Annotated in this window: 21 protein-coding genes; 16 read left to right on the forward strand and 5 right to left on the reverse strand. The window is 61.9% G+C overall.

Annotation, left to right across the window (positions count from 1 at the left end):
• Window positions 1-3: 3 nt before the first annotated feature.
• The 13 genes from GGD46_RS24125 to phnN all read left to right on the forward strand — a co-directional run bounded on the left by GGD46_RS24125 (window position 4) and on the right by phnN (window position 11,980).
• Window positions 4-1,113: a carbon-phosphorus lyase complex subunit PhnI gene (locus GGD46_RS24125; RefSeq protein ID WP_184708747.1), complete on the forward strand. Its 1,110-nt coding sequence runs from the start codon at window positions 4-6 to the stop codon at window positions 1,111-1,113.
• Complete coding sequence (locus tag GGD46_RS24130) at window positions 1,110-2,021, forward strand: alpha-D-ribose 1-methylphosphonate 5-phosphate C-P-lyase PhnJ (protein WP_184708749.1); 912 nt, start codon at window positions 1,110-1,112, stop codon at window positions 2,019-2,021. Before GGD46_RS24125 ends, GGD46_RS24130 begins: the two co-directional genes overlap by 4 nt.
• Window positions 2,018-2,794, forward strand: a complete 777-nt coding sequence (gene phnK, locus GGD46_RS24135; protein ID WP_184708751.1) for a phosphonate C-P lyase system protein PhnK — start codon at window positions 2,018-2,020, stop codon at window positions 2,792-2,794. The genes GGD46_RS24130 and phnK overlap by 4 nt, the downstream gene beginning before the upstream one ends.
• A 9-nt stretch (window positions 2,795-2,803) precedes the next feature.
• Entirely contained in the window at window positions 2,804-3,511 is a 708-nt protein-coding gene (gene phnL, locus GGD46_RS24140; protein ID WP_184708753.1) for a phosphonate C-P lyase system protein PhnL, read from the forward strand.
• A complete protein-coding gene (locus tag GGD46_RS24145; protein WP_184708755.1) occupies window positions 3,508-4,125 on the forward strand; it encodes a DapH/DapD/GlmU-related protein in 618 nt (205 codons plus the stop codon). The genes phnL and GGD46_RS24145 overlap by 4 nt, the downstream gene beginning before the upstream one ends.
• A gap of 93 nt (window positions 4,126-4,218) precedes the next feature.
• The gene (locus tag GGD46_RS24150) at window positions 4,219-4,773 is read left to right on the forward strand and encodes a pyridoxamine 5'-phosphate oxidase family protein (protein ID WP_184708757.1); all 555 of its coding nucleotides are present in this window, start codon (window positions 4,219-4,221) and stop codon (window positions 4,771-4,773) included.
• Window positions 4,774-4,994: 221 nt separating this feature from the next.
• Window positions 4,995-5,849: a phosphonate ABC transporter ATP-binding protein gene (gene phnC / locus GGD46_RS24155; protein WP_184708759.1), complete on the forward strand. Its 855-nt coding sequence runs from the start codon at window positions 4,995-4,997 to the stop codon at window positions 5,847-5,849.
• 93 nt (window positions 5,850-5,942) lie between these two features.
• Complete coding sequence (gene phnD, locus GGD46_RS24160) at window positions 5,943-6,848, forward strand: phosphonate ABC transporter substrate-binding protein (protein ID WP_184708761.1); 906 nt, start codon at window positions 5,943-5,945, stop codon at window positions 6,846-6,848.
• A 66-nt stretch (window positions 6,849-6,914) separates the two neighbouring features.
• Window positions 6,915-7,895: a phosphonate ABC transporter, permease protein PhnE gene (phnE, locus tag GGD46_RS24165; RefSeq protein ID WP_184708763.1), complete on the forward strand. Its 981-nt coding sequence runs from the start codon at window positions 6,915-6,917 to the stop codon at window positions 7,893-7,895.
• A gap of 8 nt (window positions 7,896-7,903) precedes the next feature.
• Entirely contained in the window at window positions 7,904-9,250 is a 1,347-nt protein-coding gene (gene phnE / locus GGD46_RS24170) for a phosphonate ABC transporter, permease protein PhnE (RefSeq protein ID WP_184708765.1), read from the forward strand.
• Between the two features lie 188 nt (window positions 9,251-9,438).
• Window positions 9,439-10,125, forward strand: coding sequence for a DUF1045 domain-containing protein (locus GGD46_RS24175; protein WP_184708767.1), 687 nt, complete (start codon window positions 9,439-9,441; stop codon window positions 10,123-10,125).
• 113 nt (window positions 10,126-10,238) lie between these two features.
• Window positions 10,239-11,378, forward strand: coding sequence for an alpha-D-ribose 1-methylphosphonate 5-triphosphate diphosphatase (locus GGD46_RS24180; protein WP_184708769.1), 1,140 nt, complete (start codon window positions 10,239-10,241; stop codon window positions 11,376-11,378).
• Window positions 11,375-11,980 (forward strand): phosphonate metabolism protein/1,5-bisphosphokinase (PRPP-forming) PhnN, encoded by a 606-nt coding sequence (gene phnN, locus GGD46_RS24185; protein ID WP_184708771.1) that lies wholly within the window; start codon window positions 11,375-11,377, stop codon window positions 11,978-11,980. The genes GGD46_RS24180 and phnN overlap by 4 nt, the downstream gene beginning before the upstream one ends.
• Before the next feature lie 61 nt (window positions 11,981-12,041).
• On the opposite strand, the gene polA is transcribed toward phnN, so the two are convergent.
• On the reverse strand, window positions 12,042-15,044 hold the full coding sequence (gene polA / locus GGD46_RS24190) for a DNA polymerase I (protein WP_184708840.1): 3,003 nt from the start codon (window positions 15,042-15,044) through the stop codon (window positions 12,042-12,044).
• A 436-nt stretch (window positions 15,045-15,480) separates the two neighbouring features.
• Between polA and GGD46_RS24195 the strand changes: the two genes are divergently transcribed.
• A complete protein-coding gene (locus GGD46_RS24195; protein ID WP_184708773.1) occupies window positions 15,481-15,897 on the forward strand; it encodes a MarR family winged helix-turn-helix transcriptional regulator in 417 nt (138 codons plus the stop codon).
• Between the two features lie 118 nt (window positions 15,898-16,015).
• Here GGD46_RS24195 and GGD46_RS24200 read toward each other — a convergent pair whose 3' ends face one another.
• The gene (locus GGD46_RS24200; protein ID WP_184708775.1) at window positions 16,016-18,352 is read right to left on the reverse strand and encodes an EAL domain-containing protein; all 2,337 of its coding nucleotides are present in this window, start codon (window positions 18,350-18,352) and stop codon (window positions 16,016-16,018) included.
• 197 nt (window positions 18,353-18,549) lie between these two features.
• Between GGD46_RS24200 and GGD46_RS24205 the strand changes: the two genes are divergently transcribed.
• Together GGD46_RS24205 and GGD46_RS24210 are read left to right on the forward strand one after the other, a co-directional pair.
• Window positions 18,550-19,938 (forward strand): dipeptidase, encoded by a 1,389-nt coding sequence (locus tag GGD46_RS24205; protein ID WP_184708777.1) that lies wholly within the window; start codon window positions 18,550-18,552, stop codon window positions 19,936-19,938.
• A gap of 113 nt (window positions 19,939-20,051) precedes the next feature.
• A complete protein-coding gene (locus tag GGD46_RS24210) occupies window positions 20,052-20,972 on the forward strand; it encodes a nucleoside hydrolase (RefSeq protein WP_184708778.1) in 921 nt (306 codons plus the stop codon).
• A gap of 39 nt (window positions 20,973-21,011) precedes the next feature.
• On the opposite strand, the gene GGD46_RS24215 is transcribed toward GGD46_RS24210, so the two are convergent.
• The 3 genes from GGD46_RS24215 to GGD46_RS24225 form a co-directional block, all read right to left on the reverse strand.
• Window positions 21,012-22,187 (reverse strand): M20 aminoacylase family protein, encoded by a 1,176-nt coding sequence (locus GGD46_RS24215; RefSeq protein ID WP_184708780.1) that lies wholly within the window; start codon window positions 22,185-22,187, stop codon window positions 21,012-21,014.
• Between the two features lie 182 nt (window positions 22,188-22,369).
• Window positions 22,370-23,431 carry an ABC transporter ATP-binding protein gene (locus tag GGD46_RS24220; RefSeq protein WP_184708782.1) on the reverse strand — a complete coding sequence of 354 codons (1,062 nt, stop codon included), beginning with the start codon at window positions 23,429-23,431 and terminating at the stop codon, window positions 22,370-22,372.
• Window positions 23,428-24,981, reverse strand: coding sequence for an iron ABC transporter permease (locus tag GGD46_RS24225; protein WP_210325703.1), 1,554 nt, complete (start codon window positions 24,979-24,981; stop codon window positions 23,428-23,430). The genes GGD46_RS24220 and GGD46_RS24225 overlap by 4 nt, the downstream gene beginning before the upstream one ends.
• Window positions 24,982-25,134 lie beyond the last annotated feature (153 nt).

The following is a 25,134-nucleotide window of genomic DNA, read 5'->3' on the forward strand; positions in this document are numbered from 1 at the left end:
CATATGTATGTTGCCGTAAAGGGTGGCGAAGCCGCCATCGCCAATGCCCACCGGCTGCTGGCCGACCGTCGCCGCGGCGACCGTTCGCTGCCTGCTGTTGGCATCGACCAGATCGTCGAGCAGCTCGCACTCGGCGTCGATCGCGTCATGGCCGAAGCCTCGCTCTATGACCGCACGCTGGCGGCACTTGCCGTCCGCCAGGCGCGTGGCGACATGATCGAAGCGATCTTCCTGCTGCGCGCCTACCGTACGACACTGCCGCGCTTCGGCTACTCCCAGCCACTCGACACCGCAGCAATGAAGATCGAACGCCGCATCTCGGCAACCTACAAGGATTTGCCCGGCGGCCAGCTTCTCGGCCCGACTTTCGACTATACGCACCGCCTGCTCGACCCGAGCCTTTTGACCGACGAGGAGGTGGACGAACCGATGCAGCGGCCGGCCGAAGAGGGCCGCGTCATGCGCGTTTCTGAAATTCTCGACCAGGAAGGGTTGATCGAGGGCGACGGCGCCATGCCGGTCGATCATGAAATCGGCGATCTGACGCGCAAGCCGCTGGAGTTCCCGATGAGCCGCGATCTTCGCCTGCAGGCGCTCGCCCGCGGCGACGAAGGCTTCCTGCTGGCGCTCGGCTATTCGACGCAGCGTGGCTATGGCCGCACGCATCCCTTCACCGGCGAAATCCGCATCGGCGAAGTGGAAGTGGAACTCGACGTGCCGGAACTCGGCTTTGCCGTCTCGCTCGGCCGCATCCAGGTGACCGAGTGCCAGATGGTCAACCAGTTCAAGGGTTCGGCCAAGGCGCCGCCGCAGTTTACCCGCGGCTACGGCCTGGTCTTCGGCCAGAGCGAACGCAAGGCCATGGCCATGTCGCTGGTCGACCGTGCGCTGCGTGCCGACGAGTTCGGTGAAGACATTACTGCGCCGGCACAGGACGAAGAGTTCGTCATCTCCCACTCCGACAACGTGCAGGCGACCGGCTTCGTCGAACATCTGAAGCTGCCGCACTATGTCGACTTCCAGGCCGAACTCGACCTGGTGCGGCGGATGCGCCGCGATTTCGAGGCCGCTCGCGACAGCGGCATGGATCCCATGACGGAGGCAGCCGAATGACCGAACTCGCCACCTACAACTTCGCCTATCTCGACGAGCAGACCAAGCGGATGATCCGCCGCGCCATCCTGAAGGCAATCGCCATCCCCGGCTATCAGGTGCCCTTCGCCTCGCGCGAAATGCCGATGCCCTACGGCTGGGGCACCGGCGGCGTTCAGCTGACGGCGGCGATCATCGGGCCGCAGGACGTGCTGAAGGTCATCGACCAGGGTGCCGACGACACGACCAATGCCGTCTCGATCCGCGCCTTCTTCCAGAAGGTCGCCAATGTGGCGGTCACCACCCGCACGGAAGAGGCGACCATCATCCAGACGCGTCATCGCATCCCAGAAACCAAGCTCGGCCCGAACCAGGTGCTCGTCTATCAGGTGCCGACCCCAGAGCCGCTGCGCTATCTGGAGCCGCGCGAAACCGAGACCCGCAAGATGCACGCGCTTGAGGAATACGGCCTCATGCATGTGAAGCTCTACGAAGACATCGCCCGTAACGGCCGTATCGCCACGACCTATGCCTATCCGGTCAAGGTTGCGGGACGCTACGTCATGGACCCGTCGCCGACGCCGAAGTTCGACAATCCGAAAATGCATCAGTCCGATGCGCTGCAGCTCTTCGGCGCGGGACGTGAGAAGCGGATTTATGCCGTGCCGCCCTATACCGAAGTCGTCAGCCTCGACTTCGAGGACCATCCTTTCGAGGTCCAGCGCTTCGACAAGCCCTGTACTCTTTGCGGCGCCGAGCAGGTCTATCTCGACGAGGTGATCCTCGACGACAAGGGCGGGCGTATGTTCGTCTGCTCCGACACCGATTTCTGCGAGGACCGCCGTGCCCATGGTCATGTCGGCCCTATGCTGGCACCAAATGGGCTTGCAGCCGATGGATTGCCTGGTAGCAAGGAGGCTGCCGAATGACCGATACACCGCTTCTGAAAGTCAAGGACATCTCGAAATTCTACGGCAGCCGTATCGGGTGCCGTGACGTGTCCTTCGAGCTATGGCCCGGCGAAGTGCTGGCGATCGTCGGCGAATCCGGCTCCGGCAAGACGACGCTGCTTAACTGCATCTCGACCCGGCTGCTGCCGACGACGGGCAGCGTCGAGTACCATATGCGCGACGAGACCTATCGCGATCTCTTCCGCATGAACGAGGCCGAGCGTCGCTTCCTGATGCGCACCGACTGGGGCTTCGTGCATCAGAACCCGGCCGACGGCCTGCGCATGACGGTCTCGGCCGGCGCCAATGTCGGCGAACGACTGATGGCGATCGGCAACCGCCACTATGGTAATATCCGCAACACGGCCATCGACTGGCTGGAGCGGGTCGAGATCGATGCTGACCGTATCGACGACCAGCCGCGCGCCTTCTCCGGCGGCATGCGCCAGCGCCTGCAGATCGCCCGCAATCTGGTGACCGGCCCGCGCCTGGTATTCATGGACGAGCCGACCGGCGGCCTCGACGTTTCGGTACAAGCGCGTCTGCTCGACCTGGTGCGCGGCCTCGTCAACGATCTCGGCCTGTCGGCCATCATCGTCACGCACGATCTCGCCGTCGCCCGACTTCTGTCGCATCGCATGATGGTGATGAAGGATGGATACGTCATCGAACACGGCCTGACCGACCGGGTGCTCGACGATCCGCGCGAACCCTATACGCAACTGCTCGTCTCTTCGATCCTGCAGGTCTGAGGAAGTATCATGGCAACTCCACTCGTCGTTTCCGAAGTTTTCAAAAGCTTCACCATGCACCTGCGCGACGGCCTGCGCCTGCCAGTCGTCGCCGATGTCTCTTTCTCGGTCGCATCAGGCGAATGCGTCGTGCTCGGCGGTCCCTCCGGCATCGGCAAGAGCTCGCTGCTGAAAATGATCTACGGCAATTACGCCGTCGACAACGGCCAGATCCTCGTTGCGCACAAGGGCAAGATCGTCGATCTCGCCACCGCCGACCCGCGCACGGTGCTTGAAGTTCGCCGGCAAACCATGGGCTATGTCAGCCAGTTCCTGCGCACCGTGCCACGCGTCGCCGCCATCGACGTCGTTGCCGAGCCGTTGCTGGCCCGTGGCGTAAACGCTGCGGATGCCCGCGAAAAGGCGGCCGGTCTGCTCGCACAGCTGAACCTGCCGCAGGAGCTTTGGCAGCTGCCGCCCGCCACCTTCTCCGGCGGCGAGCAGCAGCGCGTCAACATCGCACGCGGCTTCATCACGGACCACGCCATCCTGCTGCTCGACGAACCCACGGCGTCGCTCGATGCCAAAAACCGGGCCGTCGTCGTCGACATGATCGAGAAGAAGAAGCAGGCGGGCGTCGCGCTTCTCGGCATCTTCCATGATGAGGAAGTCCGCGAGGCCGTCGGCAGCCGTATTCTCGACGTTTCACAGTTTTCGCCGAGGAAGGCAGCAGCATGAGCCGGAAACTGGGCGAGACGCCCTTCATCAGCCCTTCGGCCAGCGTCAACAATTCGACGCTCGGCCGCTATACTGAAGTCTCCGACCGCTGCCGCATCGACGAAGTCGAGATCGGCGACTATTCCTACATCATGCAGGATGGCGCCATCTGGTGCGCAACGATCGGCAAGTTCGTCAACATCGCGGCCGCCGTGCGCATCAACGCCACCAATCATCCGACATGGCGCGCCACGCTGCACCATTTCACCTATCGTGCCGCCGACTACTGGCCGGATGCCGATATGGAGACGGATTTCTTCACCTGGCGGCGCGACAATCGCGTCGTCATCGGTCACGACGTATGGATCGGTCATGGCGCCACCATCCTGCCGGGTGTCGCGGTTGGCAACGGTGCGGTCATCGGCGCAGGCGCCGTCGTCTCGAAGGACGTCGCGCCCTACACGATCGTCGGCGGTGTGCCGGCAAAGCTGATCCGCGAACGCTTTACGGCGGAAGTCGGGGCTCGCATGGACAAGCTTGCCTGGTGGGACTGGGACCACGACCGCCTTCGCACGGCGCTTGCCGACTTCCGCGCCCTGTCTGTGGAAGATTTTTTGGATCGCTACGCTGCCTGAGGACGCTTTCCGCCCGAGCCGGGCTTGCGCGAGACCCGCGGGCGTTTCAGCCTCAAGCGATCTGTCTAGCCCGGTTTAAGGGAGGAGTTGTTCATGGCAAAGCAGTTTTCCAGTATCGACGACAGGCTGCGCGATTTCATCGCGCGGCAGCACATCTTCTTCACGGCATCCGCCACGGCAGCCTCACGGGTCAACATCTCGCCGCGCGAAACGCTCTGCCTGCGCATCATCTCCCCGAACACGGCCATCTATCTCGACCGCACCGGCAGCGGCAACGAGACTTCGGCTCACATGAAGGCCGACGGGCGGCTGACCATCATGTTCTGCGCGATGGAAGGGCCGCCGATGATCCTTCGCCTCTACGGCCGCGGCAGGATCATCCGTCGGCCATCGCCGGAATACAGGGAATTGCTGTACACGCATTATGACGGAGACGAGCCGCTGGGCGCGCGACAGATCGTGTGGCTGGATATCGATCTCGTGCAGACGTCCTGCGGCTTCGGCGTGCCGCTCTTCAACTATGAAGGCGAAAGACCAAGCCTCGACAACTGGGCCAATGCAAAGGGGCCCGATGGCATAGAAGAGTATTGGCGTGAGAAAAACACCGTCAGTATGGACGGCTTACCTACCGGTTTATTTGACGACTGAGGACAACCGAAGGATTCAGTCCTCAAACGTGTAAAATCGGGGCGAATTGTAACAGCACTTACATAAAACTGACATTGGAGCTTCATGAAGCGGGACTAATCGGTTGCCTTGTGGTTGGCGCCGGCCCCCTTGAAACTCCCTTCGAGGCAGGGGCGTGCGCCCATTCTTAGCACCGGTAACGCTGATTTTTTGCAGCCCGGCAGCCGCGAAAGGGAAGCATTATGTTCGAACTCAGGAATGTCTCGCGCCGGTTTGGCAACAAGCTCGCTGTGGATTCCGTGACTTTGAACATACCCCAGGGCCAGATGGTCGGCATCATCGGCCGTTCCGGCGCCGGCAAGTCGACGCTGCTGCGCATGATCAACCGCCTGGCCGATCCGAGTTCCGGCTCCATCCATTTCTCCGGCGTCGAGGTTTCCAAGCTCAAGGGCCGTGCGCTGCGCAGCTGGCAGCGCGACTGCGCCATGATCTTCCAGCAGTTCAACCTGGTTCCGCGCCTCGACGTGCTCACCAACGTCATGCTTGGCCGCCTGAACCAGCGCTCCACCGTTCTGAGCCTGCTCTCCGTCTTCACCCGCGAGGAACGCATTGAAGCGATTGCCGCTCTCGAACGGCTCGGCATCGAACAGACGGCCCTGCAGATGGCCGGCACGCTTTCAGGCGGCCAGCAGCAGCGCGTCGCCATCTGCCGCGCCTTGATGCAGCAGCCGAAGATGATGCTGGCCGACGAGCCGATCGCTTCGCTCGACCCGCTGAACGCCAAGATCGTCATGGATGCGCTGCGCGACATCAATGAGCGCGAAGGCATCACCGTCATCACCAACCTGCACACGCTGGATACTGCCCGCAACTATTGCGAACGCATCATCGGCATGGCGGCCGGCCGCGTCGTCTTCGACGGCAAGGCATCCGAACTGACGGCCGCTGCCGTCAAGGAAATCTATGGAACCGACAAGGACGGCGCCGGCATCGACGAGACCATGACGTCGACCGCAATCAACTTCGCCGATCCGGCCGCGCAAGCCGCGGCAACTGAATCTGCTGGCCCGCAACCGCTGGCGCTGGCCGGTCTCTGAGAGAGACGGCCGGGATCGAGAGCCCGCGTCAAGGGCACATTTCTTCTAGACCGAAGGCATCCGGGGACACCGGTTAATCAGGAGACGAACCCAATGTTGAAGAAGACTCTTCTTGCGGCTACGGCGCTTCTCGCGCTCGTTGGCGGCGCCAACGCTGCAGACCTCAAGGAATTCCGCGTCGGCATTCTCGGCGGCGAAAACGAAGCCGACCGCCTGCGCAACTACGCCTGCCTTTCCGACCACCTGAAGAAGGAGTTCGGTTTCGAGAAGGTTTCGCTGTTCCCGGCCGCTGACTATAACGGCGTTATCCAGGGTCTGCTCGGCGGCACGCTCGACTTCGCAGAACTTGGCGCTTCCGGCTACGCAGCCGTCGCCATCAAAGACCCGAAGGCCGTTACCCCGATCCTGACCACCCAGCAGACCGACGGCGCGACCGGCTACTACTCCATCGGCCTCGCTCTGAAGTCTTCCGGCATCAAGACGATCGCCGACGCCAAGGGCAAGAAGCTCGGCTACGCCGATCCGGACTCCACCTCGGGCTACCTCGTTCCGCTGACGCAGATTCCGAAGACCACCGGCGCTCCGAACGACAAGTTCTTCGCTTCGACCCAGTTCAACGGCGGCCATGAGAACAACCTGCTCGCCGCTTACGACGGCAAGGTCGACGTTGCTGTCGACGACTCCTCGGGCATCGGCGACTTCAAGGACGGCTTCACCTCCGGCACCTTCCGCAAGGCTGTCGACAAGGGCACCGTCGACCCAAACAAGCTGGTCGAAGTATGGCGCTCGCCGCTGATCCCGAACGGCCCGCTCGTCGTTCGTAACGCTCTCGGCACCGAATGGCAGGCCAAGCTGGCCGACTTCTTCCTGAAGCTGCCGACCACGGACGCCAAGTGCTTCAACGCCATCGAAGGCGGCGACTTCAAGGGCTACGTCAAGGTTACCCCGGACTTCTACAACGCCGTTATCGATGTTCGTAAGGCTGCTATCGGCGGCTAATCCGCATTCCGATAACTGGGCGGCTGGCGACGGCCGCCCTTTTGCTATTCACAAAGGCAGGATTACATGACGATTGCCGATACGCACCCGAACATGCAGAGCGCGCCTCAGGGCGCCAAGGAGATCGGCGACGCCTGGACCAAGATGGTGGCCCGCCGCCGTCTTTACACCGGAATCGGCCTTATCATCCTGCTCGTCGCTTTCGTCAGTTCCGTCCGCTTTGCCGACGAAAGCAATGCCGGCCATTTCTTCGAGCGCTTGCCGCATCTCTTCGACTTCGTAAGCTGGCTCATTCCCAAGGACTGGGCCGACGTCTATCGCGCCCTCTTCGACCTGCCGAGCCCGAATGGCGCCAACGGCGCCGGCGGTGAGGAATTCAATTTTCCGCTCGGCCGCGTCTATGTCTGGGGCGATTTCTACATCCCCGAATATTTCGAGCTGATGATCGTCACGATCAACATCGCGCTGGTCTCGACCATTGTCGGTTTCGTCTTCGCGGTGCCGCTCGCCTTCTTTGCCGCGCGCAACCTGTCGCCGTCGCATCCGATCCGCCTGATCGCCAAGCGCATCATGGAATTGCTGCGCGCCTTCCCGGAAATCGTCATTGCCGGCCTGTTTTCCGCCATCCTGTCGATCGGCCCGATCGCGGCCATCATCGCCGTCGGCCTTCACACGATCGGCGCGCTCGGCAAGCTGTTCTACGAAGTCATCGAGAATATCGACATGAAGCCGGATGAGGGCATGCGCGCCGTCGGTGCCAGCTGGACCGAGCGCGTGCGCTTTGCCGCTCTGCCCCAAGTGCTGCCGAACTTCATGTCCTATGCCTTGCTGCGCCTCGAAATCAACGTTCGCGCCTCCACCATCATCGGCGCCGTCGGCGGCGGCGGTATCGGCGAAGAGCTGAAGCTTGCGATCTCGCGCGGCTTCGGCGCCAAGACCATGGCGCTGATGCTGCTGCTCTTCGCGACGATCATTGTCGTCGACCAGTTCTCAGCGTGGCTCCGCCGTCGTCTCGTCGGTGAACACGCCTTCCTTCTGCAGCATTGAGGTTCCCCATGTCCGTCATCGACGCCAGCCGTATGCAGGAAATCGAAGCGCGTTATCCGGAGGTCTTTCATCGGTCCTTCCGCCAGCGTTATGGCGCGCTGATGGTCTTCATCGGCGTCCTCCTCTACAGCATCTATGCCGTATGGTTCTTCGATCTGCCGAAGGTCCTCTCGGAGGCACGCTGGGAACGCGTCGGCATCTATCTCAGCCAGTGGATCAGCTATGATGTTCAGCCGGAGTTCCGCATCTCCGGCGACAAGATCAGCATCAAATATCCGCGCTTTTCGGTGCTGGGTGACAACCCCAACCCCAGCTGGGTGACGACCAATCCCGACGGCAGCATGGTCGTTTCGGTGAGCGGCACCAGCCGGACGGTGGAGATCACCAAGACGCAAGCGATCCTGACCGCGCATGGTGTAACCATTCCGATCGACATTACGGGCAATGCTCCGAAAATCGTCGGCTCGCAGCCGGTGCCGAGCTGGATGACTGTCTATGACGACAACATCCTCGCCAATATGGGCTTTGCCGGCGATGTCAGCATTTCCACCGATCGCGTGAAGATCCGCAAACGCTTCCTCGGCTGGGCCAATTTCGTCTTCGATACGCATTCGCCCTTCTTCGACAAGCCGGCGAGCGAAGTCGTCAGCCTGATCGTTTCCGGACCGCGTCTCGATCCCGACCAGTCCAATCTCTCGCTGGCCTTCGACAACATCTGGAACAATGGCGCCTGGCAGCATGGCGACGTCTGGACCAAGCTGTTCCAGACCATCGTCATGGCTTTCCTCGGTACGTTGCTCGGTTCGCTCGCCGCCTTTCCGCTCGCTTTCATGGCGGCTCGCAACATCACGCCGAACCGGCTGCTCAATCAGGTCCTGAAGCGCTCCTTCGATTTCCTGCGCTCGGTCGACATGCTGATCTGGGCACTGTTCCTCACCCGCGCCTTCGGCCCAGGCCCGCTCGCCGGCAGCGGCGCAATTTTCCTCACGGAGACGGGTACGCTCGGCAAGCTCTATTCCGAAGGCCTCGAGAACATCGACAACAAGCCGCGCGAAGGGGTGAAGTCCACGGGCTCGCCGCAGATCCTGGTGCAGCGTTACGGCATCGTGCCGCAGATCGTTCCCGTCATCGTCAGCCAAACGCTCTACCAGTGGGAATCGAATGTGCGGGGCGCAACCATCATCGGCGCCGTCGGCGCCGGCGGTATCGGCCTCAAGCTTTGGGAAGCGATGCGCACCAATGCCAACTGGGCGAACGTCGCCTACATGGTGCTGCTGATCCTCATCGTCGTCTTCCTATTCGACGCCGCCTCCAACGCCCTGCGGTCGCGCCTGATGGGCACGAGGGCCAAGTAAAAAAGAGCGAGAAAATCGCAGCGCATCATCATTTTGTCACGGGAATCCGGTAGCGCAGGCCCGACAAGACCGCATTGATCGAATCGGATTTAGCCGGATTCGACCAGCTGCGGTCTTGCTGCTCTTGCGGTTTGTCGCAAATCACCCAACAGTGTCGCGCGCAGCCGATTTTTCCAAGGAATACAGCCTTGCGCTATGCTCTCTATTTCACGCCGCCCAAAGACGATTCGCTGACTGCGCTGGCCGCCCGCTGGCTGGGCCGCGATGCTTTTTCCAATGAGATCTTTTCCGACAAGGCCATGGGTCCGCTGCCGGAAGGCCATGCCGAGCTGACAGCCGATCCGCGCCGCTACGGCTTCCATGCCACGCTGAAGGCACCCTTTGAGCTCGCCGCCTCGGTGAACGAGCGCGACCTGCTTGAGGTTGCCGCCGATTTCGCCTCGCGCACCAAGGCCTTCACGATTCCGGAGCTGGTACTCGGCCAGCTTGGCCCATTCTTCGCGCTCGTGCCCGGCTCGCTGCATCAGCCGCTGCAGGATTTTGCCTTCAGCGTCGTCAAGACCTTCGAGCCGTTCCGCGCCCCGCTTTCGGACCATGATATCGCCCGGCGCAAGCCGGAGGCGCTGACGGAGCCACAGCGCGCCCATCTGCTGCGCTGGGGCTATCCCTATGTCAGTGACGAGTTCCGCTTCCACATGACGCTGACCGGGCCTGTGCCAACGGAGCGTCAGGCCGACATGCACGAAACCCTGCGCGAACGCTTTGCCGACCATTCCGGCAAAGCTCTCGCCATTTCCAGCCTTGCCATCTTCGTCGAAGAAGAGCGTGGGGCACCCTTTACCGTCCGCTCCTGGCTGCCGCTTGCTGGCAGCTAGAGCTATCCGCTTCAAACACAGTCGCGGGAATGCTCCATCGCTCCGTTTTCAGCAATTCCAGCAAAACCGCTTCGCACTTTTGCTGGAATTGCTCCAATGATGAAAGATCCGACATGACCAAAGAAACCGTCCTTTCCAACGCCCGCATCGTCCTTGAAGACAGGATCGTCGAGGGCTCGGTGCTGATCCGTGACGGTCGTATTGCCGACATTTCCGAAGGCAAGTCCGTGATCGGCGAGGATTTCGAAGGCGATTACCTGATCCCCGGTCTGGTGGAGCTGCATACCGACCATCTGGAAGCGCATTACTCCCCGCGCCCGGGCGTTCGCTGGCACAAGACGTCGGCGATCCAGGCGCACGATGCCCAGATCGTCACGTCCGGCATCACCACCGTGTTCGACTGCCTGCGCATGGGCTCTGATGAAGACGGCGGCTTCGAGAAGGGCGAGATGCGCGAGATGGCCGATGCCATCCAGGCGGCCCAGCGCGAGGACCGTCTGCGCGCCGACCACCTGATCCACCTGCGCTGCGAGGTTTCCTCCGACAACGTCCTCGATCACTTCCAGGACTTCGAGAAAGACCCCTATGTCCGCCTGGTGTCGCTGATGGATCACGCACCGGGCCAGCGCCAGTTCCAGACCATGGACCAGTACATCTTCTACTACCAGAAGAAGCGTGGCCTGAGCGACGAGGCCTTTGCCAAGTTCGTTGCCAAGCGTCAGGAAGAATCGGCGAAGTACGCGACCCCGCACCGCGACGCGATTTCCAAGGTCTGCTCCGAGCGCGGCATCACCGTCGCCAGCCATGACGACGCAACGCTTGCCCATGTCGACGAAGCCATTCACTACGGCGTCCGTCTTGCGGAATTCCCGACCAGCATCGACGCGGCCAAGGCTTCGCATGGCGCCGGCATGAGCGTTCTGATGGGTGCGCCGAATATCGTGCGCGGCAAGTCGCACTCCGGCAATATCGCAGCGCGCGACCTGGCCGAACTCGGCGTGCTGGACGTGCTCTCTTCCGACTACGTACCGCTCAGCCTGCTGCATGCTCCCTTCATCCTTGCGGATGAAGTCGAGAGCATTTCGCTGCCGCAGGCGATCGCCATGGTCACCGCAACGCCGGCAAAAACCGTCAGCCTTGACGATCGCGGCCGCATCGCAGAGGGCCTGCGCGCCGACCTGGTTCGCGTTCGCCGCGATCATGGCGTGCCGGTCACCCGTTCCGTCTGGCGCGAAGGACGGCGGGTCGCATGAGCACGGACGCCAATCTCGAGCCGGCTAACGACAGCCTTTCGAGTGCGACTGCCGGCGTTCTCGCCGTCGTCGTCGGCCCGAGCGGCGCCGGCAAAGATACGCTGATGAACCTCGCCGCTCGGCATTTTGCCGGCCGGCCCGACGTTCACTTCGTCCGCCGTGTTATCACACGTGCGGTCGATGCCGGCAACGAAGACCATAGAAGCGTTTCCGATGTGGATTTCGATGCGATGAAGCAGGCCGGCACATTCGCCGTCTCCTGGGAAGCGCATGGCCTGAAATACGGCATCCCGGCCGAAGTCGCCGACGAACTTGCACGCGGCAATCTCGTCATTGCCAACGGCTCGCGCTCGGCGCTGCCCCATTTCCAGACCGCCTTTCCGCGACTAAAGGTCATCAACATCACCGCGCGGCGGGAAGTGCTGGCCGAACGGCTGATGGCACGTGGCCGCGAAAGCCGTGAGGATGTGCTGAAACGCCTGGAGCGCAGCACGCTTGCCGTTCAGGACGGCTACGATGTCACCGATATCGACAATAGCGGCACGCTCGAAGAAGCCGAAACCGCCATCATTTCCGCGCTGGAAGCACTGATCCGGAAATAAGAGCGCTGAAGCCGCCCAATCTCGCCCTCCTGAGCTTGTCGAAGGGGCGAGATAGCCAGCCTCAGTGCGCCTCATCCCAATTATTGGCGGCACGCGCATCGACCTTCAAAGGCACGGCCATGTCCACGGCCGGCAGGGCGGCGTTTTCCATGACCGAGACGATGACCGGCGTCGTGCGCTCGACATCGGCATCCTCGACTTCGAAAATCAGTTCGTCATGCACCTGCAAGAGCATGCGCACGCGATCGCCAAGCCCGGCGGAAGCCAGCGCCGGCTCCATCTTGATCATGGCGCGACGGATGACATCCGCGGCCGAGCCCTGGATCGGCGCGTTGATCGAGGCGCGCTCATTGAAGGCACGGACGGACGGGTTGGAGGAGCGGATTTCCGGGAAATGGATGCGGCGACCGAAGATCGTCTCGACATAGCCCTTGTCGCGCGCTGTCTGCTTGGTGCTGTCCATATAATCGCGAATGCCGGGGAAGCGCTCGAAATACTTCTTGATGTAATCGCTTGCTTCCGAGCGCTCGATGGAGAGCTGGTTGGCGAGGCCGAAGGCCGAAATACCGTAGATGATGCCGAAGTTGATCGCCTTGGCACGACGGCGCACCTCGCTCGGCATGCCCTCCACCGGCACGCCGAACATCTCGGAGGCCGTCATCGCGTGAATATCGATGCCGTCTTCGAAGGCTTGCTTCAGCTGCGGAATATTGGCGACGTGCGCCAGAACGCGCAGTTCGATCTGGCTGTAGTCGGCGGAGACGAGCTTGTGGCCCGGCGTCGAGATGAAGGCGGTGCGGATCTTGCGGCCTTCCGCCGTGCGCACCGGAATATTCTGCAGGTTCGGTTCCGACGAGGAAAGGCGCCCGGTCGTGGTCGATGCCAGTGAGTAGGAAGTGTGAACGCGCTTCGTCTGCGGATGGACGTATCCCGGCAAGGCGTCGGTATAGGTCGATTTCAGCTTGGTGAGCTGGCGCCAGTCGACGATCTTGCGCGGCAGATCGAAGCCGGCAGCGGCCAGATCTTCCAACACCTGCGCCGAGGTCGACCATTGGCCCGTCTTGGTTTTGCTGCCGCCGGCCAGCCCCATCTTGCCGAAGAGGATATCGCCGAGCTGCTTCGGAGAACCGATGTTGAAACGCTCTCCGGCGAGCGTGTAGATCTCGTCTTCCAGCCGCGCCGCGCCTTGCGCCAGTTCGCCGGAAAGGCGTGACAGGATCTGCCGGTCGATGGTGATGCCGCGCTCCTCCATATGGGCAAGCACCGGCACGAGCGGCCGCTCCAGACGCTCGTAGACGGCGGAGAGCTTCTCTGCCGCAAGCCGCGGCTTCAGCACCAGCCAGAGGCGTAGCGTCACATCAGCATCCTCGGCCGCATAGGCCGTGGCGCGGTCGATATCGACGAGATCGAAGGTGACGTTGGATTTGCCGCTGCCGGCCACGTCCTTGTAGGCGATCGGCTTGTGGCCGAGCCACCGCTCGGAGAGGCTGTCCATGCCGTGAGTGGCGTTGGAGCCGCCATCGAGTACATAGGACAGCAGCATCGTATCATCGAAAGACTTCGTCTCGATGCCGTAGCGCTTCATCAGCAGGTAGTCGTATTTCAGGTTTTGCGCGATCTTGAGGATGGATGTATCCTCAAGCAGCACCTTCAATCTCGCCAGGGCATCCCGAAGCGGAATCTGATTTTCCGCCATGCCGCCGCCGAGCAGGTCGCCGACGCCGGTCTTGTGTGCAAGCGGGACGTAGGCGGCGCGGATGGAGCTGCCCGTGGGATCATTGCGGTTATCGGCGATCGCCAGCGAGAAGCCGACGATTTCGGCCTGCATGACATCGAGCGACGTCGTCTCGGTATCGAAGGCGACGATGCCGGTTTCGCGCGCATCGGCGATCCATTGATCGAGCGTGGCGACATCGCGGATGGTCACATATTTCGAATGATCGATCGGTGCGGTGGCAAAGCTTGCAGCACGCGCATTAGCGAGGTCGGCCGGCTCGCTCAGTCCCTCGACGGCCAGGCGCGGCTTTGCCGCCGGCACTGGCACAGAGGCTCCTTCGGCAGACACTTCGCTGCCGGCGACGAGTTCGACATTTTCACCGACATCGAGATCCGGGCCATGCGCGCCGTCAGCCAGCTCGACCTTGACGACGGATGGCTCGATCGCCGCAGGATCGCAATCGCAGGCATCGGCGACGCGGCGCGTGAGCGAGGTGAATTCCATCGCCTTCAGGAAACCGATCAGCTTCGGGCCGTTCTGCGGCTCCAGCACCAACGCGTCGAGCGGCAGTTCTAACGGCACGTCAGTCCGCAGTGACACCAGCTGGCGGGAGATACGGGCAAGTTCGGCATTGGCAATGATGTTTTCACGACGCTTCTGCTGCTTGATTTCGCCCGCGCGGGCCAGCAGCGTGTCGAGATCGCCGAATTCCTCAAGCAGCTGCGCCGCCGTCTTAGGCCCGATGCCCGGAATGCCGGGGACGTTGTCGACCGAATCGCCCGTCATAGCCTGCAGGTCGATCATCTTCTCCGGCGGCACGCCCCATTTCTCGATGACGTCGGGAATGCCGATCTGCTTGTCCTTCATGCTGTCATACATATGGACCATCGGGGTGACGAGCTGCATCAGATCCTTGTCGGACGAGATGATCGTCACATCGGAACCGGCGGCCTCGGCCTGGCGGGCATAGGTGGCAATGATGTCATCGGCCTCGAAGCCGTCAGTCTCGATGCAGGGCAGATTGAAGGCGCGCGTCGCCTCGCGGATGAGGCCGAATTGCGGGATCAGCTCCTCGGGCGGTGCGGAGCGGTTTGCCTTGTATTCCGGGAAGATCTCCTTGCGGAAAGTCTTCGACGAATAGTCGAAAATCACGGCGAAATGGGTGGGCGTTACCCCGACCGAAGTGTCGCGCGCCGAGGTCAGCAGCTTCCACAGCATGTTGCAGAAGCCGGAGACGGCGCCTACAGGCAATCCATCCGACTTGCGCGTCAGCGGCGGCAGGGCGTGAAAGGCCCGGAAAATGAAACCGGAGCCGTCGACGAGGAAGAGATGATCACCTTTTTTCATGGTGACATGGATAGCGTGGCGCACCTCCAACGTCCATATAAAGTTCTGGTTTTGCAGGCTGACGAGCGCGCCGGATCTCTCACCGAAACGTTACTAATTTTTAATCAATCTAATCTGCGCATTCCCTTGAAAAACCATATTTGGAATCACAAATGTTACTCACCGGCGATTGATACGCCGAGGGTCTGACAACCGGCCTGTCCCCCGCCACGTCAGACTCGGACAAAGGCCTATCCCCTCTCCGGGCCTTTGTCCCCCTTTTTCGAGCCGCCATGGCGCCCTCCAGGCCATGGCGGCTTTTTCATGAGAAAAATACAACCTTAGAGATTGTAAATCACTCATGAAGTTGAGGATTCCCAACGGATCCCTACCCAATATTTGCTGATTGTCTTGTTTCGGAATCCTCGGCATACTTGCAATCATGGGATTTAATCGGATGGACTCCGCAGCCTACCTTGCCAGTCAATTGGCGAAGGTATTTTCTCGCTCGTTGCTGCAACGGGCGAACAAGCTCGGTTTCTCGCCCGGACAGTTTCCAATCCTGCTGGAACTATGGTCCGAAGACGGGCTGACGCAGAAGCAATTGCTGGAGCGGGTCGATATCGAGCAGGCGACGATGGCCAATACGTTGTCCCGCATGGAACGCGACGGGCTGGTGGAGCGCCGCCCGCACCCAACAGACAAGCGGGCGCAACTCATCTTCCTGACGGTGAAGGCAAGCGAGATGAAGGCCGAGGCCATCGAGGCGGCGACCGCGACTGATTCCGAGCTTCTCAAGGATTTTCGCAATTTCGAGCGCGAACTGCTGCTGGAGTATATCCGGCGCATTCTGGACAACGCCAAGCATGATTGAAGCACTATTGCATAAGTCTAAAGTGTTACGGCACCTTTGCGCGTCATAAATGACGCGCGGCGTTGTGGCGGGGAAAGCGCGCAGAGCGTTTCCGCGGCTTCACCGAAAGCGTTCCATCCTATCCGGCCGCCCGGTCCATGTCGGGAAACTGCTGGCTTGGCCCGATATCCGGCTTGCCGAAGAATATCCCCTGAAGTTGGGCACACCCCTCCTCGATGACGATGCGGCGCTGGATTTCCGTCTCCACGCCTTCCGTCACCACGGGCATATTTAGACTGTGCCCGAGACCGATGATCGCGCGGACGATAGAGCGCGCCGCCGGATCATGTTCGAGTGCGCCGGTGAAGCTGCGATCGACCTTGATCTTGTCGAAGGGGAATGCGCGCAGATTGCTGAGCGAGGAGAAGCCGGTGCCGAAATCGTCCATGACCACACGAACGCCGAGGCGGTGCAGGCGCTGCAGCGTCGCAAGGACCGCCGTGCGTTCGCGCATCAGAGCTGCTTCAGTGATTTCAAGCTCCAGCCGCCGCGGATCGAGCCCGGTTTTTCGCAGGATGCGCTCGATCTGGTCGTAGAGGGTCGGGATCATGAATTGCAGCGGCGACAGATTGACGGCGACGCTCGCGGGCTGACGCCAGCGCATCGCTTCCTGGCACGCCTGTTCCAGCACCCACTCGCCGATTGCCGCAATCGATCCGCTCTCCTCGGCGATAGGAATGAACGTCTCGGGTTCGATGATCCCCCGGTCCGGATGCCGCCAGCGCAACAGGGCTTCGTAACCGCTGACGCTATCGCTGCCGACGTCGTAGATCGGCTGGTAGTCGAGATAGAGCTGCTTGCGCAGAATGGCTTGCCGCAAGTCGTTCTCAAGTTGCCGGCGCATACGGGCGGCCTTGTCCATCTCGGCGTCGAAGAAGCAGGCATGGCCGCGGCCGGCGCGCTTGGCGCGATAGAGCGCGGTATCCGCATTCGCATAGAGCTGCTCGGCATTGGCGCCATCGCGCGGAAAGATCGCAATGCCAAGGCTGACGCCAACCGCCGTCGGATCGCGGGCAGTGTCCATCTCCGCGGCGAATTCCACCAAGATGCGCTCCGCAAGACGCGTGGCGGCCTCGGGCTGCTGGCGCATGGGCTGGATGATGGCGAATTCGTCGCCGCCAAGTCTTGCAACCGTATCGCCCTCCTCGGCCACGCGCTGGAGGATGCCGGCGACCCTGCAAAGAAGGCGGTCGCCTTCGGCGTGACCGAAGACATCGTTGATCGCCTTGAACCGATCGAGATCCAGGCAGAAGACTGCGACCTCGCCATGCTTGCGGTTTGCCATCTGCAGCGCCTGTCGCATGCGCTGGTCGAACAGCGAGCGATTGGGAAGATCTGTCAATATGTCGTGATGGGCGAGATGCTCGATCATCTGCTGGGCCCGGCGCCGCTCCGTCAGGTCGCGCACGACGAGTACGCTGCATTCGTGGCCGCGATATGTAATGGAGCGGATCACGGTTTCGACGGGAATGGCCTTGCCGTCGCGACCGGAAAGCGTTGTTTCAAGCGGAATGGCAGCTTCGGTGCAGGCCTCCAGATCGAGTGTCAGAAAGGCTTCCGGCACCGCACCGACCACCTGCTGGGCGGACCATCCGGAAATGGTGAAGAAGCGTTCGTTCGCATCAATGATCCGGCCGTCTCGGAGGACCAGCAGCCCTTCCAGCGACGCATTGGCAAAGCCACGCAGATCGGTGAGATGACGATCGATGAAAATCGCGCCGAGAGAGCTGAGAATCAGTGCCGTGGCTGCCGCCAGGACGATGCTGGCAAGGATGCTGCGGTCGATGGCGAGCGCCTCCGAGGGCACATCAGTCTCCAGCGTAAGCGCGACACCGCTCATCGCCGTGAAGTGTAGCGAACATATCGCCAACAGCAGCAAGAGCGCGCCGACAACGATGCGCCTGACGCGATGAAGCCTGCGAAAGGCGACAAAGGCCAATGAAGCAAAGCTGATACCGACGGCAACCGACGCGACAATACGTGGCAGGCTGTAGGAGAGCTTGGCCGATGTTTCTATGGCCTGCATGCCGGTGAAGTGCATGGCGCCGATGCCGAATGCCATCAACACGCCGCCACAGGCGAACGAGATCGAATTGTCCCACTCGAATGCGACGGAGATGGCGAGCCATGAGCCGAGAATTGCAAACACCATCGACAGCAACGTTGGTGACACGGCATAGGTGATGGGGATGCTGTCCTGATATGCCAGCATGGCGATGAAATGCGTCGCCCATATGCCGACACCGCTGGCAAAGGCCGCAGCGGTGATCCAGTAGCGGCGCTGATGCGAGCGGCACTCCTGCGCGCGTGCGAAAAGTAGCATGGTGGCGAGGCTGCCCATCAGGCAGGTGAATGCGGCAACAAAAATCAGCCTGATATCATGATCGTCGCGGATGCATGCAATCACTGAAAACATTTGGTGCCCCTGGAATACGCCTCTAGATTGATGTTATTTCTAATAATCTAAAGAACTTGTAAATTACATGCGCAACTATGCACATAATGACCACCTTGCCGCAACGAAGTAAGCTACGGTAAATTTTCGGTTTTGATGCCTCGAAACCCGCCGGGCTTTGGTCTATCGTCCCGCCAAACTCATGTAAGGAGTCGGATATGACCGATATATCGCCCGTTCTCGATCGTGCCGATCAGAACCTCCCCTCCAGCCTGGACAAGCTCTTCGAGTTGCTCCGCATCAAGTCCATTTCGACCGATCCGGACTACAAGGCGGAGTGCCGCAAGGCGGCGGAATGGCTGGTCGCCTACCTGAACTCGATCGGCTTTACCGCGTCCGTCCGCGACACGCCTGGCCATCCGATGGTGGTCGCGCATCACGATGCCGGCAGCGCCAACGCGCCGCATGTGCTGTTCTACGGCCACTACGACGTGCAGCCGGTCGATCCGATCGAACTCTGGGAAAGCGATCCCTTTGCGCCTGCCATCAAGGACATGGGCGATGGCCGCAAGATCCTGACCGGCCGCGGCACCTCCGACGACAAGGGCCAGCTGATGACCTTCGTCGAAGCCGTACGTGCCTACAAGGAAACCAAAGGCGCGCTTCCTGTACGCATCTCCATCCTGTTCGAAGGCGAAGAGGAATCCGGCTCTCCTTCGCTGAAGCCTTTCCTCGAAGCCAATGCCGCCGAGCTGAAAGCCGATTTCGCGCTGGTGTGCGATACCGGCATGTGGGACGGCGACACGCCGGCAATCTGCGCCGGCCTGCGCGGGCTTGTCGGCGAGGAGATTGTCATCACCGCAGCCGATCGCGACCTGCATTCGGGCGTATTCGGTGGCGCCGCGGCCAACCCGATCCACATCCTCACCGATATCCTCGCCGGCCTGCATGACGAAACCGGACGCGTGACGCTTCCCGGCTTCTATGAGGGTGTCGAGGAAACGCCATCCAACATCAAGGCCTCCTGGGAAAAGCTGGGACTGACGGACGAAGACTTCCTCGGCGAAGTCGGACTGTCGATCCCCTCGGGCGAAAAGGGCCGCTCGGTGATGGAACTCACCTGGGCGCGGCCGACGGCCGAGGTCAACGGCATCTGGGGCGGCTATACAGGCGCCGGGTTCAAGACCGTAATCGCTGCCAAGGCATCCGCGAAGGTCTCCTTCCGTCTCGTCGGCCAACAGAATCCGGCGGCAATCCGCGAGAATTTCCGCGCCTATGTGCGCTCGAAGATCCCCGCCGATTGCTCGGTGGAATTCCACGAGCACGGCGGCTCGCCGGCCATCCAGCTTTCCTACGATTCGCCGGCGCTGACCAAGGCGAAGAACGCCCTCTCCAGCGAATGGCCGAAACCCGCCATCGTCATCGGCATGGGCGGCTCGATCCCGATCGTCGGCGATTTCCAGAAGATGCTCGGCATGGAATCGCTGCTGATCGGCTTCGGTCTCTCCGACGACCGCATCCATTCGCCCAACGAGAAATACGAGCTGCGTTCCTACCACAAGGGCATCCGCTCCTGGATCCGTGTGCTCGACGCGCTCGCGGTTTGATTGACCGACCGGGGCGCGCAGGTCACTTTGCGCGCCCTCCTGCACCTACTCCGCCTCGACGGCCTTCAATACGGGCAACAGCTGATCGCTCGACCAAATCTATGAGATAGACCATGGGAATCTGGATCGACACCGACATGGGGTTCGATGACATCGCCGCCATTCTGGTGGTTGCGAACTCGAACCTCGCCATCGACGGCGTTTCGCTGGTGAGCGGCAACGCGCCGCTCGCCCATGTTCGCGACAATGCGGCAAGTGCTGCCGCGGTCTTCGGCTGGAGATTCCCCATCCATACCGGCCGCGAACTGCCTGTCCTGTGCAAGCTGGAAACCGCCCAGAGCATCCTTGGCCAGAACGGCATTCCGACAGCAGGCAGAAGCCTGCCGTCAGCCGAACCCCTTCCCTTCAGCGACGCCTTCGCTGCGCTCTGCGGCTGGCTCGGCGACGGCAACGGGCCGAAGCGCATCCTGGCGCTTGGTCCGCTGACGAATATCGCCGCCCTCGCGCTGGCGCGCCCAGACCTTGCCGCCCGTATCGACGAGCTGACCTGGATGGGCGGCGGCGTCACCGCGGGCAATCATACGGCCTCGGCCGAATTCAACGCCTTTGCCGATCCCGAAGCTTTGGCGATCGTGCTTGCGCACGGCTTGCCGCTGCGCATGGTCGATCTCGACATCTGTCGAAAGGTGCTGGCGTGGCCCGAGGATGTTGCGCATCTGCGCCAAACGGCAGGCGAAAAGGCGCAGCTGCTCGCCGATCTGCTGGAAGGCTACGTCAACATCGCCATCAGTCGCGGGCGGCCGGCCATGGCGATCTACGATCCGACGGCAGCGGCCATATTCGTTACCCCGGAGATTGCCGTGCTAAAGCACGCGCGTATCGACGCTGAACTGCACGGCCAGCACACGCGCGGCCGCACCGTCGTCGAAACGCGCGCCTCACATGGTGCATTCAACGCGCATTTCGCTACCGAGATCGATGCGGAGAAGGCGCGCACGATCATATTCGACGCGCTGTGTCAGGCAGCCGCCTGACGCCAAATTGGACATGGCGACGGAAGAGCGAACTCTATCTCAGCCCCCTTCCCTTAGCTCCTGCTGCACCAGCGTCGTCCAGAAGGCAACGCCGGAACCGATCGCGTCGTCGGCAAAATCATAAGCCGTGTTGTGATGCAGAGCGCCGTCGACAGCCGGGCCATTGCCGAGCCAAACGTAGCAGCCCGGCGCCTTCTGACCGAAGAATGCGAAATCGTCGCCAGCGGTCGACGGCGGAAAACGGGTCCGCGCCTTCTCGCCGAAAACCGCCTGGGCTGCCTTCAATGCCCGTGCGGTGGCATCCGCATCGTTGACGACAGGCGGAATGCGGCGCTCGAAGTGATAGTCGGCCGCGATCCCGTACATGGCGGCAGTGCCGTGGGCCAGACGGCCAATTTCCCGCTCCAGCTGATCGCGGACCTCGGGCGCATAGGCGCGCGCCGTGCCCCCGATCTCGACGGTATCGGGAATAACGTTTAGCGCATTGGGGTCGCCCGCCTGAAGCGCGCAGGCGCTGACGACGGCGGGCTGTAGCGGATCGACGACGCGGCCGACAATGGTTTGCAGCGAAGAAAGGAAAGTCGCGGCCGCCGTGATCGGATCCTTGCCGAGATGCGGTTTTGCCCCATGCGTACCGGTGCCGCGAAAAGTGACGCGCCAAGTATCCGACGAGGCGAGCTGCGGCCCTTCGACGACGGCCATCTCGTCGACGTCGAGACCTGGCATGTTGTGCAGGCCATAAACGGCATCGCAGGGAAACATGTCGAAGAAGCCTTCCTCCACCATGCGATGCGCACCACCGCGGCCTTCTTCGGCTGGCTGGAAGATGAAATGCACGGTTCCCGAAAAGCCGCGCTTGGCGGCCAGATGGCGGGCAGCGCCGATCAACATGGTCGTATGGCCATCATGCCCGCAGGCATGCATCTTGCCGGGAATGGTGGACTTGTAGGGGCGGCTGGCCTTTTCCGGCATGGCCAGTGCGTCCATGTCGGCGCGAAGGCCAATGCTGCGCGTGCCGTTACCGACCTGCAGCGTGCCAACGACGCCGGTCTTGCCGAGGCCGCGATGCACCTTGAGCCCCGCTTCCTCCAGCAAGGTAGCGACGATGCCGCTGGTGCGCTCCTCCTCGAAACCAAGTTCCGGATGGGCATGAAGGTTACGACGAAGCGATGTGAGGAAAGGGAGATCCTGGACGATCTCTTCGGGCAAAGACATGGGCATTCCTTCGATGTGAGGCACGATGAGGGCGTGCCTAAAGCGCGCCGCGATCTTTCAGATTCGCTTCTTGCGCTTCAGGCCTTTGATTTGGCGCATGTCGTTGTCGCAAAACCGCTGCACACTTTGCGCGACATGCTTTATCTTCCCCAAAGCACCGCCTCCTTCAACCCAAATGAAGCTCAGACATCGAGCTTGTTGAAGACATGTGCCTTTCCGATAACGGTCAGCGACACCACGCTGCCGACCTCTGGCAAGCCGACCCCGGAGCTTTTGATGTTCAAGGTCTCCGAACCATTGGCGTTGGACAGGACCACAGTCACGGTGCAGACGGCGCCGCCGAACTCGATTTCGGTTACCTTGCCGATGCAGGCCGCGTCCGCGCCCACATCGGCGATCGTCTCAAGGCGCAATTGCTCGGGCCGCAGCATGATATCGGTCCGCCCCTGCGCATTTTCGGCATCGACCGGGATACGGCCGAGTATGCACTTGGCAGATCCGCCATCGAGATCGCCCGGCAACACGATAGCATCGCCGAGGAAGAGCGCGGTTTCGCGATCCCTGGGGCTGAGATAAAGAGCCTGCGGCGTTCCGGCCTGTATGAGCGCGCCCTCGCGCAGGACAGCGACCTGATCCGCAAAGGAGAGAGCTTCTGTCTGATCGTGCGTGACGAGCACTGCGGTGATGCCGGCGATTTGCAACACACGGGCGACGGCCTTTCGCATGTTTTCGCGCAGGCCGGTATCGAGGGCGGAAAATGGCTCGTCGAGCAACATCAGCCTCGGTTTGCGACCGAGTGCACGCGCAAGGGCTACGCGCTGCTGTTGGCCGCCGGAAAGCTCGTGAGGCCGGCGCGTGAGCATGTTGCGGTCGAGTTCGACCATATCGATGAGAGCGTTGATCTGCTGATCGCGGTCGCGTGCACCGCGCTCCATGCCGAAGCCGACATTCTCGGCGACGCTGAGATGCGGAAACAAGGCGCCGTCCTGGGCGACGATGCCGATGCCGCGACGATGCGCCGGCACAATGGCCTCGCCGTCCGCCAAGGTCTCGCCGTGAAGCACGACCTGCCCTGCATCAGGGGTTTCGAAACCGGCGATGATACGCAGCAGCGTCGTCTTGCCCGAGCCGGATGGACCGACGATAGCTGTACGGCTGCCGGCGGCGACCGTGAGATCGATATTGTTCAGTGCGCGGACGGGACCGTAGCGCTTGCTGATATTCTTGATCGCCAGAAAGGTCATTGTCCGGCCGTTCGTTTGGATTGCACATAAAGGAGAAGGGTGAGCGGCAGCGACAGGACGACCATCATGAAGGCGTAGGGTGCCGCCGAAACATAGTCGATTTCGCTCGTCAGCGACCAGAATTTCGTCGCCAGCGTTTCCGTGCCGTTGGGAGAAAGCATCAGCGTTGCCGTCAGCTCGTTGGTGATGCCGAGCGCGACGAGGGCTACGCTGGCGGCAAAGCCGGGTGCGGCAAGCCGCATGGTAACCTGCCGCACGGCCTGCGACGGCGTGCGGCCGAGCGCCATGGCGGCTCGCTCGAGTTCGACCGGCGCCTGGGCGATGCTGGCGCGCAGGCCGACCATGGCGCGCGGCAGGAACAAGAGGACGTAGGCGAGCAGGAGCGTTGCAAAGGTCTGATAGAGCGGCAGGACCAGCCGGACCGTGATCGACACCAGCGCCAGTGCGACGACGACTCCCGGCAGCGAGCCGACATAATAATGGCAGGCTTCCAGAACGCGCTGCAGTCGACCCGGCGCGCGTACCGACAGCCAGGCCATGGGCGTTGCGGCGATGGTGGTGAGAAGACCGCCCGCTATCGCGAGAGCAATGGTTTGCAGCAGGGCCGAGCCGACCGTATCGATGCGCCAGATGCCGAAACCGCCGAGATAAAGCCAACGGGCCAGAGTGACGAAAGGAATGCCGAGCGTCAGCACGGATGTGACGACGGGCAGCGCGATGGCAGGGCCGACGAACCAACCCAGACGGCGGCGATCAGCCGGGCGGGCAGCGCCCGAACCGACACGGGCATAGCGCTCGTTGCCGCGCGCCAGCACCTCAATGCCGAGCAGAAGCAGGCAGCAGAAGACAAGGACACCACCGAGCATATTGGCGGCTGGGCTGTTATAGGCCGACTGGAACTGATCGACGATCGCGGTCGAGAAGGTGTCGAAGCGGATCATCACATAGAGGCCATATTCCGCCAGGAGATGCAGGCCGATCAGCAGCGAACCGCCGCAAATCGCAAGGCGAAGCTGCGGCAGGACCGCGCGGAAGAAGACACGCCAAGGGCCGAGGCCGAGCGAGGCGGCGGCATCCTCGATCGCCGGATCGAGCCGGCGCAGAGCCGCGGCGACAGGCAGATAGAGGAAGGGAAAATAGGCAAGCACCGATACGAGGACGCCGCTCCACAGCCCGCGCATGCTGGGCACGAGGCTGACCCAGGCGTAGCTGTGCACGAAGGCAGGCACCGCGAGTGGTGCCGCCGCCAGCCAAGACCAGAGGCGGGCTCCGGGAATATCGGTACGCTCTGTCAGCCAGGCCAGCGTGACCGCGAGCAGGATGCACAACGGAATGGTGCAGACTTCGAGCAGGACGGTATTGACGAGCAACTCGCCGACGCGATTGCGGAAGATCAGGGCGATGACCTCGGCCCAGCCCGTATCGATCGTGATCCAGGCGATGAAGCCGAGCGGCACCAGACTGAGGAGCGCGACGATGGACGCGAGAGCGACGACGGAACCATGCCGAACGCGACTACGAGGGGCGGCCGTCAACTGGGGCATCTGCATGGCGGCAGGTTCGCCGGCATATGTGTTCTTCTGCAGCAAATCCGAGCTGCCTTTCACGCCCTGAAATAGGAAGGCAACCGCCGCAGACGGCGGTTGCCCGATCGATCGGCCTTAGGGCCATCCCTATGCCCCTAGCAGGGCATAGGACAATGA

It is taken from the genome of Martinezella lusitana, from assembly GCF_014207095.1.
Classification (GTDB): domain Bacteria; phylum Pseudomonadota; class Alphaproteobacteria; order Rhizobiales; family Rhizobiaceae; genus Rhizobium; species Rhizobium lusitanum_B.

Excerpts from the sequence above, each read along its gene's own strand:
- phnN (WP_184708771.1), top strand. The coding sequence starts at position 11,375 with ATGAGCACGGACGCCAATCTCGAGCCGGCTAACGACAGCCTTTCGAGT.
- phnC (WP_184708759.1), top strand. The coding sequence starts at position 4,995 with ATGTTCGAACTCAGGAATGTCTCGCGCCGGTTTGGCAACAAGCTCGCT.
- GGD46_RS24200 (WP_184708775.1), bottom strand. The coding sequence starts at position 18,352 with ATGTTTTCAGTGATTGCATGCATCCGCGACGATCATGATATCAGGCTG.
- phnL (WP_184708753.1), top strand. The coding sequence starts at position 2,804 with ATGGCAACTCCACTCGTCGTTTCCGAAGTTTTCAAAAGCTTCACCATG.
- GGD46_RS24205 (WP_184708777.1), top strand. The coding sequence starts at position 18,550 with ATGACCGATATATCGCCCGTTCTCGATCGTGCCGATCAGAACCTCCCC.
- phnD (WP_184708761.1), top strand. The coding sequence starts at position 5,943 with ATGTTGAAGAAGACTCTTCTTGCGGCTACGGCGCTTCTCGCGCTCGTT.
- GGD46_RS24180 (WP_184708769.1), top strand. The coding sequence starts at position 10,239 with ATGACCAAAGAAACCGTCCTTTCCAACGCCCGCATCGTCCTTGAAGAC.
- GGD46_RS24150 (WP_184708757.1), top strand. The coding sequence starts at position 4,219 with ATGGCAAAGCAGTTTTCCAGTATCGACGACAGGCTGCGCGATTTCATC.
- phnE (WP_184708763.1), top strand. The coding sequence starts at position 6,915 with ATGACGATTGCCGATACGCACCCGAACATGCAGAGCGCGCCTCAGGGC.
- GGD46_RS24195 (WP_184708773.1), top strand. The coding sequence starts at position 15,481 with ATGGACTCCGCAGCCTACCTTGCCAGTCAATTGGCGAAGGTATTTTCT.
- phnK (WP_184708751.1), top strand. The coding sequence starts at position 2,018 with ATGACCGATACACCGCTTCTGAAAGTCAAGGACATCTCGAAATTCTAC.
- GGD46_RS24130 (WP_184708749.1), top strand. The coding sequence starts at position 1,110 with ATGACCGAACTCGCCACCTACAACTTCGCCTATCTCGACGAGCAGACC.
- GGD46_RS24225 (WP_210325703.1), bottom strand. The coding sequence starts at position 24,981 with ATGCAGATGCCCCAGTTGACGGCCGCCCCTCGTAGTCGCGTTCGGCAT.
- GGD46_RS24220 (WP_184708782.1), bottom strand. The coding sequence starts at position 23,431 with ATGACCTTTCTGGCGATCAAGAATATCAGCAAGCGCTACGGTCCCGTC.
- polA (WP_184708840.1), bottom strand. The coding sequence starts at position 15,044 with ATGAAAAAAGGTGATCATCTCTTCCTCGTCGACGGCTCCGGTTTCATT.
- GGD46_RS24145 (WP_184708755.1), top strand. The coding sequence starts at position 3,508 with ATGAGCCGGAAACTGGGCGAGACGCCCTTCATCAGCCCTTCGGCCAGC.
- GGD46_RS24125 (WP_184708747.1), top strand. The coding sequence starts at position 4 with ATGTATGTTGCCGTAAAGGGTGGCGAAGCCGCCATCGCCAATGCCCAC.
- phnE (WP_184708765.1), top strand. The coding sequence starts at position 7,904 with ATGTCCGTCATCGACGCCAGCCGTATGCAGGAAATCGAAGCGCGTTAT.
- GGD46_RS24210 (WP_184708778.1), top strand. The coding sequence starts at position 20,052 with ATGGGAATCTGGATCGACACCGACATGGGGTTCGATGACATCGCCGCC.
- GGD46_RS24215 (WP_184708780.1), bottom strand. The coding sequence starts at position 22,187 with ATGTCTTTGCCCGAAGAGATCGTCCAGGATCTCCCTTTCCTCACATCG.